This is a genomic window from Pseudomonas sp. GM84 (assembly GCF_000282535.1).
Lineage (GTDB): Bacteria > Pseudomonadota > Gammaproteobacteria > Pseudomonadales > Pseudomonadaceae > Aquipseudomonas.
In genome coordinates this window covers 63,563-76,985 of sequence record NZ_AKJC01000123.1, presented here as the reverse complement: position 1 = coordinate 76,985, position 13,423 = coordinate 63,563, and the positions used below count along the sequence as shown (strand labels likewise).

11 protein-coding genes are annotated in these 13,423 nt (G+C 64.3%); 6 read left to right on the top strand and 5 right to left on the bottom strand.

Features of this window, described 5'->3' with window-relative positions; translation table 11 throughout:
• Nucleotides 1-108: 108 nt before the first annotated feature.
• Nucleotides 109-1,017: a LysR family transcriptional regulator gene (locus PMI38_RS11130; RefSeq protein WP_008093817.1), complete on the top strand. Its 909-nt coding sequence runs from the start codon at nt 109-111 to the stop codon at nt 1,015-1,017.
• On the opposite strand, the gene PMI38_RS11125 is transcribed toward PMI38_RS11130, so the two are convergent.
• Complete coding sequence (locus PMI38_RS11125) at nt 1,018-1,536, bottom strand: DMT family transporter (RefSeq protein ID WP_008093815.1); 519 nt, start codon at nt 1,534-1,536, stop codon at nt 1,018-1,020. It abuts the gene before it with no gap.
• Nucleotides 1,537-1,668: 132 nt separating this feature from the next.
• On the bottom strand, nt 1,669-2,247 hold the full coding sequence (locus PMI38_RS11120) for a hypothetical protein (protein WP_008093814.1): 579 nt from the start codon (nt 2,245-2,247) through the stop codon (nt 1,669-1,671).
• Nucleotides 2,248-2,466: 219 nt separating this feature from the next.
• Here PMI38_RS11120 and PMI38_RS11115 point away from each other — a divergent pair, with 219 nt between their 5' ends.
• Nucleotides 2,467-4,587 carry a TonB-dependent receptor gene (locus tag PMI38_RS11115; RefSeq protein ID WP_008093813.1) on the top strand — a complete coding sequence of 707 codons (2,121 nt, stop codon included), beginning with the start codon at nt 2,467-2,469 and terminating at the stop codon, nt 4,585-4,587.
• A gap of 215 nt (nt 4,588-4,802) precedes the next feature.
• Nucleotides 4,803-5,102 (top strand): hypothetical protein, encoded by a 300-nt coding sequence (locus tag PMI38_RS11110; protein WP_008093812.1) that lies wholly within the window; start codon nt 4,803-4,805, stop codon nt 5,100-5,102.
• A gap of 38 nt (nt 5,103-5,140) precedes the next feature.
• On the opposite strand, the gene PMI38_RS11105 is transcribed toward PMI38_RS11110, so the two are convergent.
• The 3 genes from PMI38_RS11105 to PMI38_RS11095 form a co-directional block, all read right to left on the bottom strand.
• Entirely contained in the window at nt 5,141-5,674 is a 534-nt protein-coding gene (locus tag PMI38_RS11105) for a hypothetical protein (RefSeq protein WP_008093811.1), read from the bottom strand.
• Between the two features lie 57 nt (nt 5,675-5,731).
• Nucleotides 5,732-6,544 (bottom strand): class I SAM-dependent methyltransferase, encoded by an 813-nt coding sequence (locus PMI38_RS11100; protein WP_008093810.1) that lies wholly within the window; start codon nt 6,542-6,544, stop codon nt 5,732-5,734.
• Nucleotides 6,545-6,760: 216 nt separating this feature from the next.
• Nucleotides 6,761-8,947 carry an OsmC domain/YcaO domain-containing protein gene (locus PMI38_RS11095; protein ID WP_008093809.1) on the bottom strand — a complete coding sequence of 729 codons (2,187 nt, stop codon included), beginning with the start codon at nt 8,945-8,947 and terminating at the stop codon, nt 6,761-6,763.
• A 406-nt stretch (nt 8,948-9,353) separates the two neighbouring features.
• On the opposite strand from PMI38_RS11095, the gene PMI38_RS11090 reads away from it, so the two are divergent.
• The 3 genes from PMI38_RS11090 to PMI38_RS11080 are packed head-to-tail and all read left to right on the top strand — an operon-like array spanning nt 9,354 to nt 13,417.
• Entirely contained in the window at nt 9,354-9,809 is a 456-nt protein-coding gene (locus PMI38_RS11090) for a (2Fe-2S)-binding protein (RefSeq protein ID WP_008093808.1), read from the top strand.
• Nucleotides 9,809-12,052: a xanthine dehydrogenase family protein molybdopterin-binding subunit gene (locus PMI38_RS11085; RefSeq protein ID WP_008093807.1), complete on the top strand. Its 2,244-nt coding sequence runs from the start codon at nt 9,809-9,811 to the stop codon at nt 12,050-12,052. Before PMI38_RS11090 ends, PMI38_RS11085 begins: the two co-directional genes overlap by 1 nt.
• Nucleotides 12,053-12,070: 18 nt before the next feature.
• Nucleotides 12,071-13,417 (top strand): c-type cytochrome, encoded by a 1,347-nt coding sequence (locus tag PMI38_RS11080; RefSeq protein WP_008093806.1) that lies wholly within the window; start codon nt 12,071-12,073, stop codon nt 13,415-13,417.
• Nucleotides 13,418-13,423 lie beyond the last annotated feature (6 nt).

Here is a 13,423-nt window from a genome sequence, read left to right as displayed (position 1 = left end):
TCCACGCAGTGCCTCATACCGTGCTTTGAGCGCTGGGTCCGGCGATGAGGGCCAATACATCTGTTAGGCTGATACAACCCATCCAAAAGCCACCTGACCATTCGCCCCATGGATGAACTGCGCAAGATCGACCTCAATCTCCTGCTGGCCCTGCATGCGCTGCTCAGCGAAAAGCACGTGACCCGCGCCGCCCTGCGCCTGCACCGCAGTCAGCCGGCGGTCAGCCACGCCCTGGCGCAACTGCGCACCTATTTCGACGACCCCCTGCTGATCCGCCAGCATGGCCAAATGACCCTCAGCGCGCGTGCCCAGGCCTTGGCCAAGCCCCTGCAAGACGCCCTCGGCAGCCTCAACGGCCTGCTCGCCACGCCGCATTTCGACCCGGCTCAGGCGCAACGGCGTTTTCGCCTGTCATTGTCCGATTACTCCTCGCGCATCGTCCTGCCGCCGCTGGTCCGTCACCTGCGCCGGGTGGCGCCAGGTGTCGACCTGGCGATCAGCCAGGCCAGTCGCGAGACCATGCTGGCGCAGCTGCAGGATGGCGAACTCGACCTCGCACTGGGCATCTTCCCTGAGCTGCCGCCAGCCATCACCGCGCAAACCCTGTTCGAGGACAGCTTCATCAGCGTGGCCGACCGCCAGGTATTGCCCGCCAAGGGTGGCCTGGCGCTCGACGACTGGCTGGCGCGCCCGCACGTGCTGATGGCCATGCGCCCGGACGCCCACGACGAAATCGAACGCGCCCTGGCTGCACAGGGCTTGCGCCGGCGCATCGCCCTGGCGTTGCCGCACTGGAGTGCTGCGGTCGAGGTGCTGGGCGGCACCGACCTGGTCCTGACCGTGGCCAAGCGTGCCGTCGGCCCGATGCGCCAGTACCAGACCCTGCGCCAGTTCAGCCCCCCCTTGCCCATTCCCACCTTTGCCTATCAGCAAGCCTGGCACGCGAGAAAGGACACCGACCCGGGCCATCGCTGGCTGCGAGAGGCGGTATGGGCGTGCAGCCAGCCCGGCCAATGATCAACCTTCAGGCTGTTTGGCGATCACCGCGCCGTTACCCGCCGGGCTTGCTGCCCAGCTGCCTTGAACCAGAAATACTCCGGCCAGGATCAGCACCACCCCAGCAACCCGGGCCAGGCTGATCGGCTTGCTGGTAACGCCCATCAGGCCGAAGTGATCGACGATCACCGACGTGAGGATCTGCCCCGCCACCACCAGTACCAGGAAGCCCGCCGTACCCAGGCGAGGGATCAAGGCTGCAGCGCCCGCCACATAAAGGGCACCCAGCACGCCGCCGATCCACAACCACCAGGGGCCTTGCAGGGCCTTGCCCAGGTCGGGCATGGGGACTCGCAGAATCAGCAGCGCCGCGATGACCACCAGTGAACTGACCGTCAGCGACGTGAACGCGCCCCACAACCAGTGCCCCAGCGCACGGCCGACAGCCGCGTTACCCGCAGCCTGGAAAGGCAGGACGGCGCCGGCGATCAGGGCCATGAACAAAGGAAGGAACGCGAGCAACAGGGTTTTGTTGGACATGGATGCACTCATCGGCAGTCAGGATGAGTGCATCATGGGTGAATTGACAGGGCGAATGGAAATCGAACCGGTGCACCCTGATTATTCGTCGTATGGATAAGCCGATTCAGCAGTACCGGTTATCCCTGAGGTTCAACGCGAGGTCTCGACCCTCAGCACCTCGGTGTAGATCGCATCGACGGTCTGGCCTTTCTTGAGGTTCTTCATCCGCGCCTGCAAGTCCGGGTTCTCGACCTTCACCACTTGCACCTTGCCTTCCGGCGGCATCAGGGTCACCTCGTGTTCTTTCAGGTCGATCGCCTCGATTTTCGAAGTGACCTTCACCTGACGGAACGCCTCGCCCCCCGGGTTCGGGTTGGCCTCGGTGGCGCGGATGGTACCCGATTCCGAGCTGGCTTTCGGCGCCCCACCTACCTCGGTATTGAGCACATACGCCACCGCTCGGGTGACGTAGATGTCGACTTTGTCACCCACCTTCAGATTCGGCAGGGCCTTGGCCTTTTCCGTCAACTGGAACGTCACGGGCTTGTCATCCGCCCCTTTCACCGTGACCTGGCGGGTTGCCTGGTCGATGGCCGTGACCTCGGTTTTGATATGGCTTTCCAGCGCTTCGCTAGCGATCGGAATATCGGCCGCCTGCACGGTGAAACTGGCAGTGGCAACCAAGCTGGCGAGCGCAACGGCACGCGCGAGAGTGCTAAGAGAATTCATAGGCCTGCATCCCTGTGATCAAGAGCGGAGTCGTGTGCGTGAGAAGTTCACGCGCAAACAAGCATAGCCATTACGCGGCACTCTGCCCTTGTCCCATGTCATTTCGCCGCAACCTGACCTCGACGCTATTGCGATAGCAAATAAGAATTCTTTACACTTGCTTTACATTTACAAACCGTTACTATTCGTGACCTCAAATCAACAATCGAGTCGCGATTCATGACAATGAAGTCTGTTGCCCCGGCCTCCCTCTCGGTCCTGGGCCTGCTGGTGGTTCCTGCGGTACATGCTGAAAGCCAGGGCGAACTCGCCTTGCCGGCCACTTCCGTCACCAGCGCCTACGAGCAGCAGAGCTACAAGGCCAGCGACAGCCGCAGCGCGCTGAAGATCGACGCCCCGCTGCGCGACATTCCGCAAACCGTCAACGTCGTGCCGGAAAGCGTGATCAAGGACCAGGGCGCCCAGTCCATGGAAGACGTGCTGAAAAACGTGCCCGGGATCGGCATGTCCAACGGCGACGGCCAGCGCGACCAGGTGACCATCCGCGGCTTCAGCGCCATTGGCGACATGTACATCGACGGCGTGCGCGATGACGCCCTGTACTTCCGCGACCTGTCCAACATCGAGCGCGTCGAGGTCGTCAAAGGCCCGGCCGCCGTGCTCTACGGCCGTGGCTCCTCCGGGGGCCTGATCAACAGCATCAGCAAGAAACCCAACTTCGCGCCCAAGCGCGAGGTGGGCGTGACCTTCGACAGCGAAGGCAAGCGCCGCACCCAGTTCGACACCGGCTGGGCCGACCCGCAGGGCAACCAGGCCTACCGCATGACCGGTGCCTTCGAAGACAGCGACACCTTCCGCGACGACGGCTACATCGACCGCAAGGCGATTGCCCCGTCGGCCTACTTCAAGCTGTCCGACGACCTGGAACTGAACCTCGGCGCCACTTACCTGTACGACAAGCGCCTGATCGACTTCGGCATCCCGGCGCTGGGCGACCGACCGGTGGACGTCGACCGCGACAAACGCTTCGGTTCCGGCGATGCCGACCAGGACTATGCCCGCAGCGAAGTGTTCTCGCTGACCGCAAGCCTGGACTATCGGATCAACGACGACCTCACCCTGACCAACACCAGCCGTTACTACCGTTACGACCTGGACCGCAACAACACCCTGGCCGACACCAGCCCGACCCGCTTCGTCACCTCCCCCGATGGCGAGCTGCTGGTCAAGCTCAACCGCGGCAACGTCGCGCGTGACGAATACGGCGTGTTCAACCAGACCGAACTCAAGCAGCAGGCGCAGCTGCTGGGCATGCAGCACAACCTGTTGTACGGCGTGGAAGTCGGCTTCCAGGACAAGTACCAGCGGGTGTTCAGCCAGAACAACGTGGCCCAGGTGCCGGTCTTTGGCGACGGCCTGGTACCTGTACCGGAGCATGCCGCCAACCTGTCCTCCAAGGGCACCAACTACCAGGAGACTACCGGCCTGTACGTGCAGGACATGATCGAGCTGAACGAGCACTGGAAAGCCCTGGTCGGTGTGCGCTACGACATCTTCGGCCAGGAGTACGACGACGACCGCGTGCAGAATGTCGACCTCGACCGCACCGACAAGACCTGGAGCCCGCGCGCGGGTCTTGTGTATCAGCCGGACCAGATCCAGTCGTACTACGTGTCGGTCAGCCGCAGCTACCAGCCTTCGGGCGAGGTGTTCGCGGTCAGCCCAAGCAGTGAACACCTGGAGCCTGAAGAAACCACCAACTATGAAATCGGTGCCAAGTGGGACTTGCTCGACAGCCGCCTGGCGGTGACTGCGGCCATCTTCCGCCTGGAACGCACCAACATGAAGACCGCCGACCCGGCCAACCCGAACCTGACCGTGCTGGCTGGCGAGCAGCGCACCGATGGTTTCGAGGCCACGGTCAGCGGCCAGTTGACGGACAAATGGCAGGTGTATGCCGGCTATGCCTACCTGGATGCCGAAATCACCAAGTCCAACAGCAAGACCAATGGCGTTGCCAACGAAGGCCAGGTGCCGACCCTGACGCCACGCAACAGCGCCAACGTGTGGCTGGTGCGCACGCTCACTCCCCAGTGGCGTGTGGCGGCGGGTGCCAACTACGTCGACGAGCGCTACACCGCACTCGACAACAAGGTGGTCATGCCGGGTTACACCACCTTCGACGCCGCCCTGCTCTACGGCGAGCCCGAGTGGGACATGGCGCTGCGCCTGAAGAACGTGTTCGACCGCGACTACTACGCTTCGGCGCACGGTTCGGTTGACCTGATCACCCCAGGTGCGCCACGCACCCTGGAAGCGAGCCTGAACTACCGCTTCTGATCCAGAGCAGGCTCGGCCCTATCGCCGGCAAGCCGGCTCCCACAGGAATCCCATGCAGTTCAAGGACTGCGCAGTACCTGTGGGAGCCGGCTTGCCGGCGATAGGGCCCGAACAGACGACAGTGTCTCGCGATCGCCATGTCGTCCGATAGGTTCACCGCTTGGCTTGTTTGACATATCCTCAAAGCATTAACCCGCCCCAACAGAGGCAATGTCATGCACGCTCACCCCGCACGACCCTACGCGTTCTGGGCTGCGCATGCCCTGCTTGCCCTGTGCGTGGCGCTGACCGCAGGGTGTTCGAGCAAAAGCAGCAAGCCCCGTTCCTACGCTGTGGCGCAGGGCTCCAACTGCTTCGCCAAAGCCGTGCCCAGCCTTGGCGAAGGCGGCCTGGCCTGGGGCAACACACTGAGCATCGCCCGGCAGAAGTCGATGAACAATTGCATTCGCTATGCAGGCCGCTCCGGGGGAACCCCGAACACCTGCCAGGTCGTCATGGCCAAGTGCAAGAACTAGTCGATATTCAGGTTCTCACCCGCTGAGCGGAAAAGCATTCAGTCATCAACCACCGGCTGGCCAGTGGCGGCCACGTAACGGTCGAAGGCCGCGACCTGGGCAGCCATGCGGTCGGCCGACTGGTAATGCTGAACATGCTGCCTGTACCCGGCAAACTCGGCAGAGTGCGCACCATCGGCGAACAAGGACGCAATGGCTGCGCTCTGCACCAGCCAGTAGACCTCATCCGAAAGTTCATGGGCTTTGCTGCAGCCCAGGGTGATGGCCTGGCTCAGCAGCTCGCTGGCCAGATGCCGACCTGCGTCGCGCAGCGCGTCATCGGTCACCGGCGCAGGCGCTTTGGTCACTTGCGCCAAAAATGCCGCATAGCGCTGCTGCAATGGCGCGCCAACAAGGCCTAGCGGTGGGATTTCAGGAGGCGGCAGGTCGAGCGGTTCGTACACCCGGTTACGTGGTAGCCAGGCCAGGTTCTGCTCGACACGGGAGGGAGCAAAACCCGGCTCGACGGCCACCTGTTTGCCTGATCTGCGCTCGAGACAGGCTCTCAGACGGTGGTAGAACGTGATCACCATGACATCCTTGTGGGTGCGCGAGACTGCATGCTACCCCGGATCTCGAAAAGCCAGTACTCAGCGCTTCATGATTACAACTTCCAGGTATTCGCTGGGCACCACGAGCGACGATGACCCGCCCTGATTGTTTTCATTGAGCAATGCAGTCAGGTCACTTTCCAGTGCCGCAGCGGCATCCGCCGGCAACGCCGCGAAAGCCTTGTGCACCGGCCCATACCAGGTGCGAAACACCTCGATGAAATGCGCCGCCGAGCGATAACGGAAGTTGAAATGCTGGCGGGTGACGTCCATGGCGCCGATCGCGCCTTCGAACATGGCGCGAAGTTGTTCTTCATCGCCCCAGCGCGACGGCGGCAACGCCCCGGCGGGCGGTGGCATGTGCCGGCCGAGGGTCTTGAACATCTGTCCGACGAAGCCCTGCGGCGTCCAGTTGGCCAACCCTACCCGGCCACCGGAACGACAGACCCGGGCCAGCTCCCGTGCAGCCTGGGCCTGGTCGGGGGTGAACATCACGCCAAAGGTCGAAACGACCGCATCGAAGGTGGCGTCCTTGAACGGCAAGGCCTCGGCATCGGCCACCTGAAAATCAACGTTCAGGCGTTCGGCGCGGGCACGCTCTTCCCCGCGTTTGAGCAGCTCGGGCACATAGTCCGTGGAGGTGACCCGGCAACCGCGCCGGGCGGCGGCCAGGGTGGCGTTGCCATTGCCCGCCGCGACATCCAGCACCTGCTCGTCCCAGCGCAGGTCGCAGGCCTCGGCAAGCCGTTCGCCCACCAGTTGCAAGGTAGTACCGATCACTGCGTAGTCACCGCTGGCCCAAGCCGCCTGCTGTCGGGCCTTCAGTGCATTGGTATCCAAAGGAGTGCTCATTCGTCTGCGCCTTCTTGTTGTGAGCGCGGCCGAGGTCCTTCTGGCGGTCTACGCGCCATGCAGTAGGTGAAGTGTGTGGCCAGCTACGGCCGGCAGATAGCTAAGCGCTGGTGCCGGGATGCAGCAAGCGCTAATGCCTGACTGGCAATACGGATTGGCAATAGGGATAAGACGTTGCCGCTATAAAGGGGCGCATGGCGCCCCTCGGCAGCGCTGTCAGACCGCGTTGGCCCGCGCGGCGTGCAGCTTCTTGTAGCTCTCGATCAGGCGCAGGTGACGGTCCAGCCCTTCGAGCTTCATGCTGGTCGGGGTCAGGCCGTAGAAGCGCACGCTACCGTCCACCGAACCCAGCACCGCGTCCATGCGCGGGTTGCCGAACATGCGGCGGAAGTTGGCCTCGTAGTCCTGCATTTCCAGCTCGTCGTCGAGCACCACTTCCAGCACGACGTTCAGCGCCTGGTAGAACAGGCCGCGATCGACGGTGTTGTCGTTGAACTGCAAGAACGCCTCGACCAGTTCCTTGGCATCCTCGAAACGTTGCAACGCCAGGCAGATCAGCAGTTTCAGCTCAAGGATGGTGAGCTGGCCCCACACGGTGTTGTCGTCGAACTCGACACCGATCAGGGTGGTGATGGTGGTGTAGTCATCGACATCGCAGTTGTCCAGACGCTTGCGCAGCGCACGCAGCGCGCGGTTGTCGAGACTGTGCAAGTTGAGGATGTCGGCACGGAAGCCCAGGGCGCGGTTGGTGTTGTCCCAGATCAGGTCCTCGACCGGGTAGATCTCCGAGTAACCCGGCACCAGGATGCGGCAGGCAGTGGCGCCAAGGTTGTCGTACACGGCCATGTACACTTCCTTGCCCAGGTCCTCGAGGATGCCGAACAGGGTCGCGGCCTCTTGAATGTTGGAGTCTTCGCCGTGGCCGGAGAAGTCCCACTCGACGAACTCGAAATCGGCCTTGGCACTGAAGAAGCGCCACGACACCACACCGCTGGAATCGATGAAGTGCTCGACGAAGTTGTTCGGCTCGGTCAGCGCATGGCTTTCGAAGGTCGGCTGCGGCAGGTCGTTCAGGCCCTCGAAGCTGCGCCCTTGCAGCAGCTCGGTGAGGCTGCGCTCCAGCGCCACCTCGAAGCTTGGGTGCGCGCCGAACGAGGCGAACACGCCACCGGTGCGCGGGTTCATCAAGGTCACGCACATGACCGGGAACTCGCCACCCAGCGAGGCATCCTTGACCAGCACCGGGAAGCCCTGCTCTTCCAGTCCCTGAATGCCAGCGAGGATACCCGGGTACTTGGCCAGTACTTCTTGCGGCACGTCCGGCAAGCACAGCTCGCCTTCGAGGATCTCACGCTTGACCGCCCGCTCGAAGATCTCCGACAGGCACTGCACCTGCGCCTCGGCCAGGGTATTGCCGGCGCTCATGCCGTTGCTCAGGAACAGGTTTTCGATCAGGTTGGACGGGAAGTACACCACCTGCTCATCCGACTGGCGCACGAACGGCAGCGAGCAGATGCCACGGGCGGTATTGCCCGAGTTGGTGTCGTACAGGTGCGAACCGCGCAGCTCGTCGTCCGGGTTGTAGATCTCCAGGCAGTACGCATCGAGGATTTCGGCCGGCAGCGCATCCTTGGGGCCTGGCTTGAACCACTGCTCGTTGGGGTAATGCACGAACGGCGCGTTGGCGATGTCCTCGCCCCAGAACTGGTCGTTGTAGAAGAAGTTGCAGTTCAAACGCTCGATGAACTCGCCCAGCGCCGAGGCCAGCGCGGCCTCCTTGGTCGAGCCCTTGCCGTTGGTGAAGCACATCGGCGATTGCGCATCGCGCACGTGCAGCGACCAGACGTTGGGCACGATGTTGCGCCACGAGGCGATCTCGATCTTCATCCCCAGCCCGGCAAGAAGGCCCGACATGTTGGCGATGGTCTGCTCCAGGGGCAGGTCCTTGCCGGGGATGTAGGTCGTGGTGTCGGCCACCGGCATCAGCAGGCCCTGGGCATCGGCGTCGAGGTTGTCGACTTCTTCGATGATGAACTCGGGGCCGGTCTGCACCACTTTCTTGACCGTGCAGCGGTCGATGGAGCGCAGGATGCCCTGGCGGTCCTTTTCGGAAATGTCTTCGGGCAGCTCGACCTGGATCTTGAAGATCTGGTTGTAGCGGTTCTCGGGGTCGACGATGTTGTTCTGCGACAGGCGGATATTCTCGGTGGGGATATCGCGGGTCTGGCAGTACAGCTTGACGAAGTACGCGGCGCACAGGGCCGACGAGGCAAGGAAATAGTCGAACGGGCCAGGCGCCGACCCGTCGCCTTTGTAGCGAATCGGTTGGTCGGCGATCACCGTGAAGTCGTCGAACTTGGCTTCCAGACGAAGGTTGTCGAGAAAATTGACCTTGATTTCCATGCGGGATTACCGTGATTTAAGCGTGCAAAACGAAATTGGCCGGCATTATCCGGGTTTTTCGACTGGAAGTCCTGTTTGTCGGCACTGGCCACTCCCACAGATACCGAGCTCAGGTTGGGGGAGTCTGTGGGAGCGGGCTCGTCCCGCGAAGAGGCCGGTCTGAACACCAGAGTTGCATGGCACGGGCTTCGCCCGTGTTCGCGGGACAAGCCCGCTCCCACAAGGGGATCTCGCAAACTTTCAGATTCGGGTTTGCGCATTCCAACGGAATGCTTGCCTGATCCTCTGGACCTGCCGCCCAAGGCAGACGAACGGTTCCTGCCCTGTGCTAGCGTTTCTGGATTGGGGAACAACGTATTCCCCAGCAGCGCGCAATCGACCACAACCGATGATCAGCAGGTGAGCCATGGAACTTCGTATCAACCAGCAGACCTACCAGGTCGAGGCTGCCGCCGACACGCCCCTGCTGTGGGTGATCCGCGACGACCTGGGCCTGACCGGCACCAAGTATGGCTGTGGCCTGGCCCAGTGCGGCGCCTGCTCGGTCCTGGTGGACGGCAACGTGGTGCGCGCCTGCGTGACCCCGGTGGCCGGCGTGGTCGGGCGTGAGGTGACCACCATCGAAGCCATCGAGGCCGATGCCGTGGGCAAGCGCGTAGTGGCCGCCTGGGTCGAGCATCAGGTGGCACAGTGCGGCTACTGCCAGTCCGGGCAGGTGATGGCAGCCACCGCGCTGCTCAAGCACACCGCCAAACCCAGCGATGAGCAGATCGCGGCAGCGATGGTCAACCTGTGCCGTTGCGGCACCTACAACGCCATCCATGCCGCCATGCATGCGCTCGCCCAAGGGGAGAAGGCCTGATGAACGTGCCAATCGATACCCCGACAGCGCTGCTTGACCTGCCAGCTGGCGAAACCGTGAACCTGTCGCGCCGGCGCTTCCTCGCCGGCACCGCCGTGGGTGCCCTGGTCCTCGGCTTCGGGCTGCCCTTGGGCGGCGGTCGGGTCCAGGCGGCAACGGCCGTGGAGCGCGGCACCCAGGTGCCGGCATTCCTGGAGATCCGCCCGGACAGCAGCGTGCGCCTGCTCTGCCCGTTCATGGAGGGCGGGCAAGGCACCTACACGGCCATGGCGCAGATCGTCGGCGAAGAACTGGACGCCGACCCCGCCACCTTCCTGGTCGACAGCGCTCCACCCGGCGAAGCCTATGTGGTGATGGAAAACGGCATGCGCATCACCGGCGGCAGCATGTCGGTGCGCATGAGCTACCCGACCATGCGCCGCCTCGGTGCCCTGGCCCGGGCCATGCTGATGCAGGCTGCCGCCGAGCAATGGGGCGTGCCGCTCAGCGAACTGTCGACCGAGCCCGGCAAGGTGCTGCACGCCGCCTCTGGGCGGGCGCTGACTTACGGCGAGCTGGCCGGGCGCGCCATGGACCTGCCGGTGCCGGACCCCGCCAGCGTCAAGCTGCGCGACCCCAGCCAGTTTCGCTGGATCGGCAAGCCGGTTCGGCGTGTCGACGCCTACGACAAGTCCACCGGCAAGGCGCAGTACACCATCGACATCAAGGTCGACGGCATGCTCCACGCGGCCGTGCAACACGCACCGCGCCTGGGCATGACCGTGGGCAACCTGCGTAACGAAGAACAGGTCAAGGGCCTGCCTGGCGTGCACTCGGTGCACCGCTTGCCGGGCGCCGTGGCGGTGGTCGCCGAACGCTGGTGGTACGCCAAGCGCGCGGTCGAGGCGCTGCAGGTCGATTGGCGGGAGCCCACGGCGGACAGCAAGGTGCGAACCATGCCGGCGGACTTCTCCAGCGACGCCTGGCGCGAGCACCTGGCGGCCCAGCAGGGCCCGGCCCGCGACGATGAACGCGAAGGCGATATCGACGGCGCCTTGGCCAACGCCAAGACCCAGGTCGAGGCCACCTACCACAACCAGTACCTCAACCATGCCCAGCTGGAGCCGCCGAGCGCGCTGGCGCGTTTCAACCCGGACGGGTCGCTGGAGGTGTGGCTGCCGAACCAGGCACCGGACATGTTCCGCGACGACATCGCCAAGCGCACCGGCCTCTCCCCTGCGCAAATCACCCTGCACTCACCGCTGCTCGGTGGCTTCTTTGGCCGCCACTTTCTCTATGATTCGGCCAATCCCTACCCGCAGGCCATCGAACTGGCCAAGGCCGTTGGCCGGCCGGTGAAACTGATCTGGAGCCGCGAAGAGGAGTTTCTGCGCGATGTGCTGCGGCCCGTGGCCGTGGTCAAGTTCCGCGCCGGGCTCGATGCCGACGGCCTGCCCATCGCCCTGGAAGCGGTGAGCGCCACCGAAGGCCCGACCGAAGCCCTGGCCGGCAAGCAAGGCGAGCAGATCGACCCGACCGCGCTCGAAGGCCTGTCGGGCAAGGCATATGCCATCGCCAACAAGCGCATCGCGCAGGTCTATGTCAAAGGCCCGGCCATGCTGGGTTACTGGCGCTCGGTAGGTAATTCGCTGAACGACTTCTTCTATGAGGCGTTTCTCGATGAACTGGCCGACAAGGGCGGCAAGGACCCCTTCGAGCTGCGCCTGCACCTGCTGCGCGACAACCCGCGGCTGACCACCTTGCTGCACGCCGTCGGCGAACTGTCGGGGGGCTGGAAGCGCGGCCCGTTCACCGCCGAAGACGGCAGCAAGCGCGCGCGCGGCGTGGCCATGGCGTCGCCGTTCGGCTCGCAAGCGGCAGTGATTGCCGAAGTGTCGATCGAACAGGGTCAGGTCAAGGTGCATGACATCTGGCAGGCCATCGACCCCGGCAGTATCGTCAACCCGGCGATCATCGAAGCCCAGGTCAATGGCGCCGTGGCCCTTGGCCTGTCGCAGACGCTGGTCGAGGAAGCGGTGTACGTCGATGGCCAGCCGCGGGCGCGCAATTACGACCTGTATCCGATCCTGCCCGCCTCGCGCATGGCCCGGGTGCATGTGCGCATTGTCGAAAGCGGCGAGAAGATGGGCGGTATCGGCGAACCGCCGCTGCCCGCAGTGGCGCCAGCAGTCGCCAATGCGGTGGCGCAGCTCACCGGCCAGCGCATCCGCAGCCTGCCCCTGAGCCGCTATACCTTCAGCTGACCGGACAAGGACCGCCCCATGACCCACCGCCGATTGGCAAGAGTTGCAGGCTGGCTGGTGTTGCCGTGCCTGCTCGGTGCAGGCCTGCTGGCCTGGTACGTGACCCGCGAGCCCGCCTCGCCCTTCGCCGCTGAACAGCCCCCCGGCAGCGACCCGGCGCTGGTCAGCCGCGGCGAGTACGTGGCCAGGCTCAGCGACTGCGTGGCCTGCCACAGCCTGCCAGATGGCAAACCCTTCGCCGGTGGGCTGGAAATGGCCACCCCGCTGGGTGCGATCCATGCCACCAATGTCACCCCCGACCGCGCCAGCGGAATCGGCAGCTACAGCCTTGCCGACTTCGACCGCGCGGTGCGCCACGGCGTCGCGCCGGGCGGCCGGCGCTTGTACCCGGCCATGCCCTACCCTTCGTACGCCAAGCTCAGCGATGACGATGTGCGCGCCTTGTACGCCTTTTTCATGAACGGTGTGCAGCCCGCGCAGCAGGCCAATATTCCCAGCGACATCCCCTGGCCGTTGAACCTGCGCTGGCCCATCGCCTTGTGGAACGGCCTGTTCGCGGCCACCACGCCTTATGCTGCCAAGCCGGGGCAGGACGCCTTGTGGAACCGCGGCGCCTACATCGTCCAGGGCCCCGGCCACTGCGGCAGTTGCCATACCCCGCGCGGCCTGGCATTCAACGAAAAAGCCCTGGATGAAGGCGCTGCGCCCTTCCTCGCCGGTGCCTTGCTCGATGGGTGGTACGCCCCCAGCCTGCGCAGCGACCCCAACACCGGCCTGGGCCGCTGGAGCGAGGCGCAGATCGTGCAGTTCCTCAAGACCGGGCGTAACCAGCACGCAGTGGTGTTTGGTTCGATGACCGAAGCGTTCAACAACTCCACGCAGTTCATGACCGATGACGACCTGGCGGCGATTGCCCGCTACCTCAAGTCGCTGCCCGGTGACCCCAAGCGCGACGGTACGCCCTGGCAGTATCAGGCCAATGCGGCCGGCGAGCGCCTGGACAGTCCCGGCGCCCACACCTATGTGACCCGCTGCGCCACCTGCCATGGCCTGGACGGCAAGGGCCAGGCCGAATGGATGCCGCCGCTGGCCGGCGCGACCTCGGCGCTGGCGAAGGAAGATGCATCGGCGATCAACATCACCCTCAATGGCTCGCAGCGCATCGTCGCGGCGGGCTTGCCGGATGCCTACCGCATGCCGGCCTTCCGCGAACAGCTGTCGGACCAGGAAATTGCCGACGTCCTGAGCTTTGTGCGCAGCACCTGGGGTAACCACGGCGGTGCGGTGGCTGCACAGGCGGTTGGCAAGCTGCGCGACCACACCGGCCCCGCCAGCAGCAGGCCGATCATTCTGCACATGCGCTGAAGGGGA

Excerpts from the sequence above, each read along its gene's own strand:
- PMI38_RS11130 (WP_008093817.1), top strand. The coding sequence starts at position 109 with ATGGATGAACTGCGCAAGATCGACCTCAATCTCCTGCTGGCCCTGCAT.
- PMI38_RS11125 (WP_008093815.1), bottom strand. The coding sequence starts at position 1,536 with ATGTCCAACAAAACCCTGTTGCTCGCGTTCCTTCCTTTGTTCATGGCC.
- PMI38_RS11120 (WP_008093814.1), bottom strand. The coding sequence starts at position 2,247 with ATGAATTCTCTTAGCACTCTCGCGCGTGCCGTTGCGCTCGCCAGCTTG.
- PMI38_RS11115 (WP_008093813.1), top strand. The coding sequence starts at position 2,467 with ATGACAATGAAGTCTGTTGCCCCGGCCTCCCTCTCGGTCCTGGGCCTG.
- PMI38_RS11110 (WP_008093812.1), top strand. The coding sequence starts at position 4,803 with ATGCACGCTCACCCCGCACGACCCTACGCGTTCTGGGCTGCGCATGCC.
- PMI38_RS11105 (WP_008093811.1), bottom strand. The coding sequence starts at position 5,674 with ATGGTGATCACGTTCTACCACCGTCTGAGAGCCTGTCTCGAGCGCAGA.
- PMI38_RS11100 (WP_008093810.1), bottom strand. The coding sequence starts at position 6,544 with ATGAGCACTCCTTTGGATACCAATGCACTGAAGGCCCGACAGCAGGCG.
- PMI38_RS11095 (WP_008093809.1), bottom strand. The coding sequence starts at position 8,947 with ATGGAAATCAAGGTCAATTTTCTCGACAACCTTCGTCTGGAAGCCAAG.
- PMI38_RS11090 (WP_008093808.1), top strand. The coding sequence starts at position 9,354 with ATGGAACTTCGTATCAACCAGCAGACCTACCAGGTCGAGGCTGCCGCC.
- PMI38_RS11085 (WP_008093807.1), top strand. The coding sequence starts at position 9,809 with ATGAACGTGCCAATCGATACCCCGACAGCGCTGCTTGACCTGCCAGCT.
- PMI38_RS11080 (WP_008093806.1), top strand. The coding sequence starts at position 12,071 with ATGACCCACCGCCGATTGGCAAGAGTTGCAGGCTGGCTGGTGTTGCCG.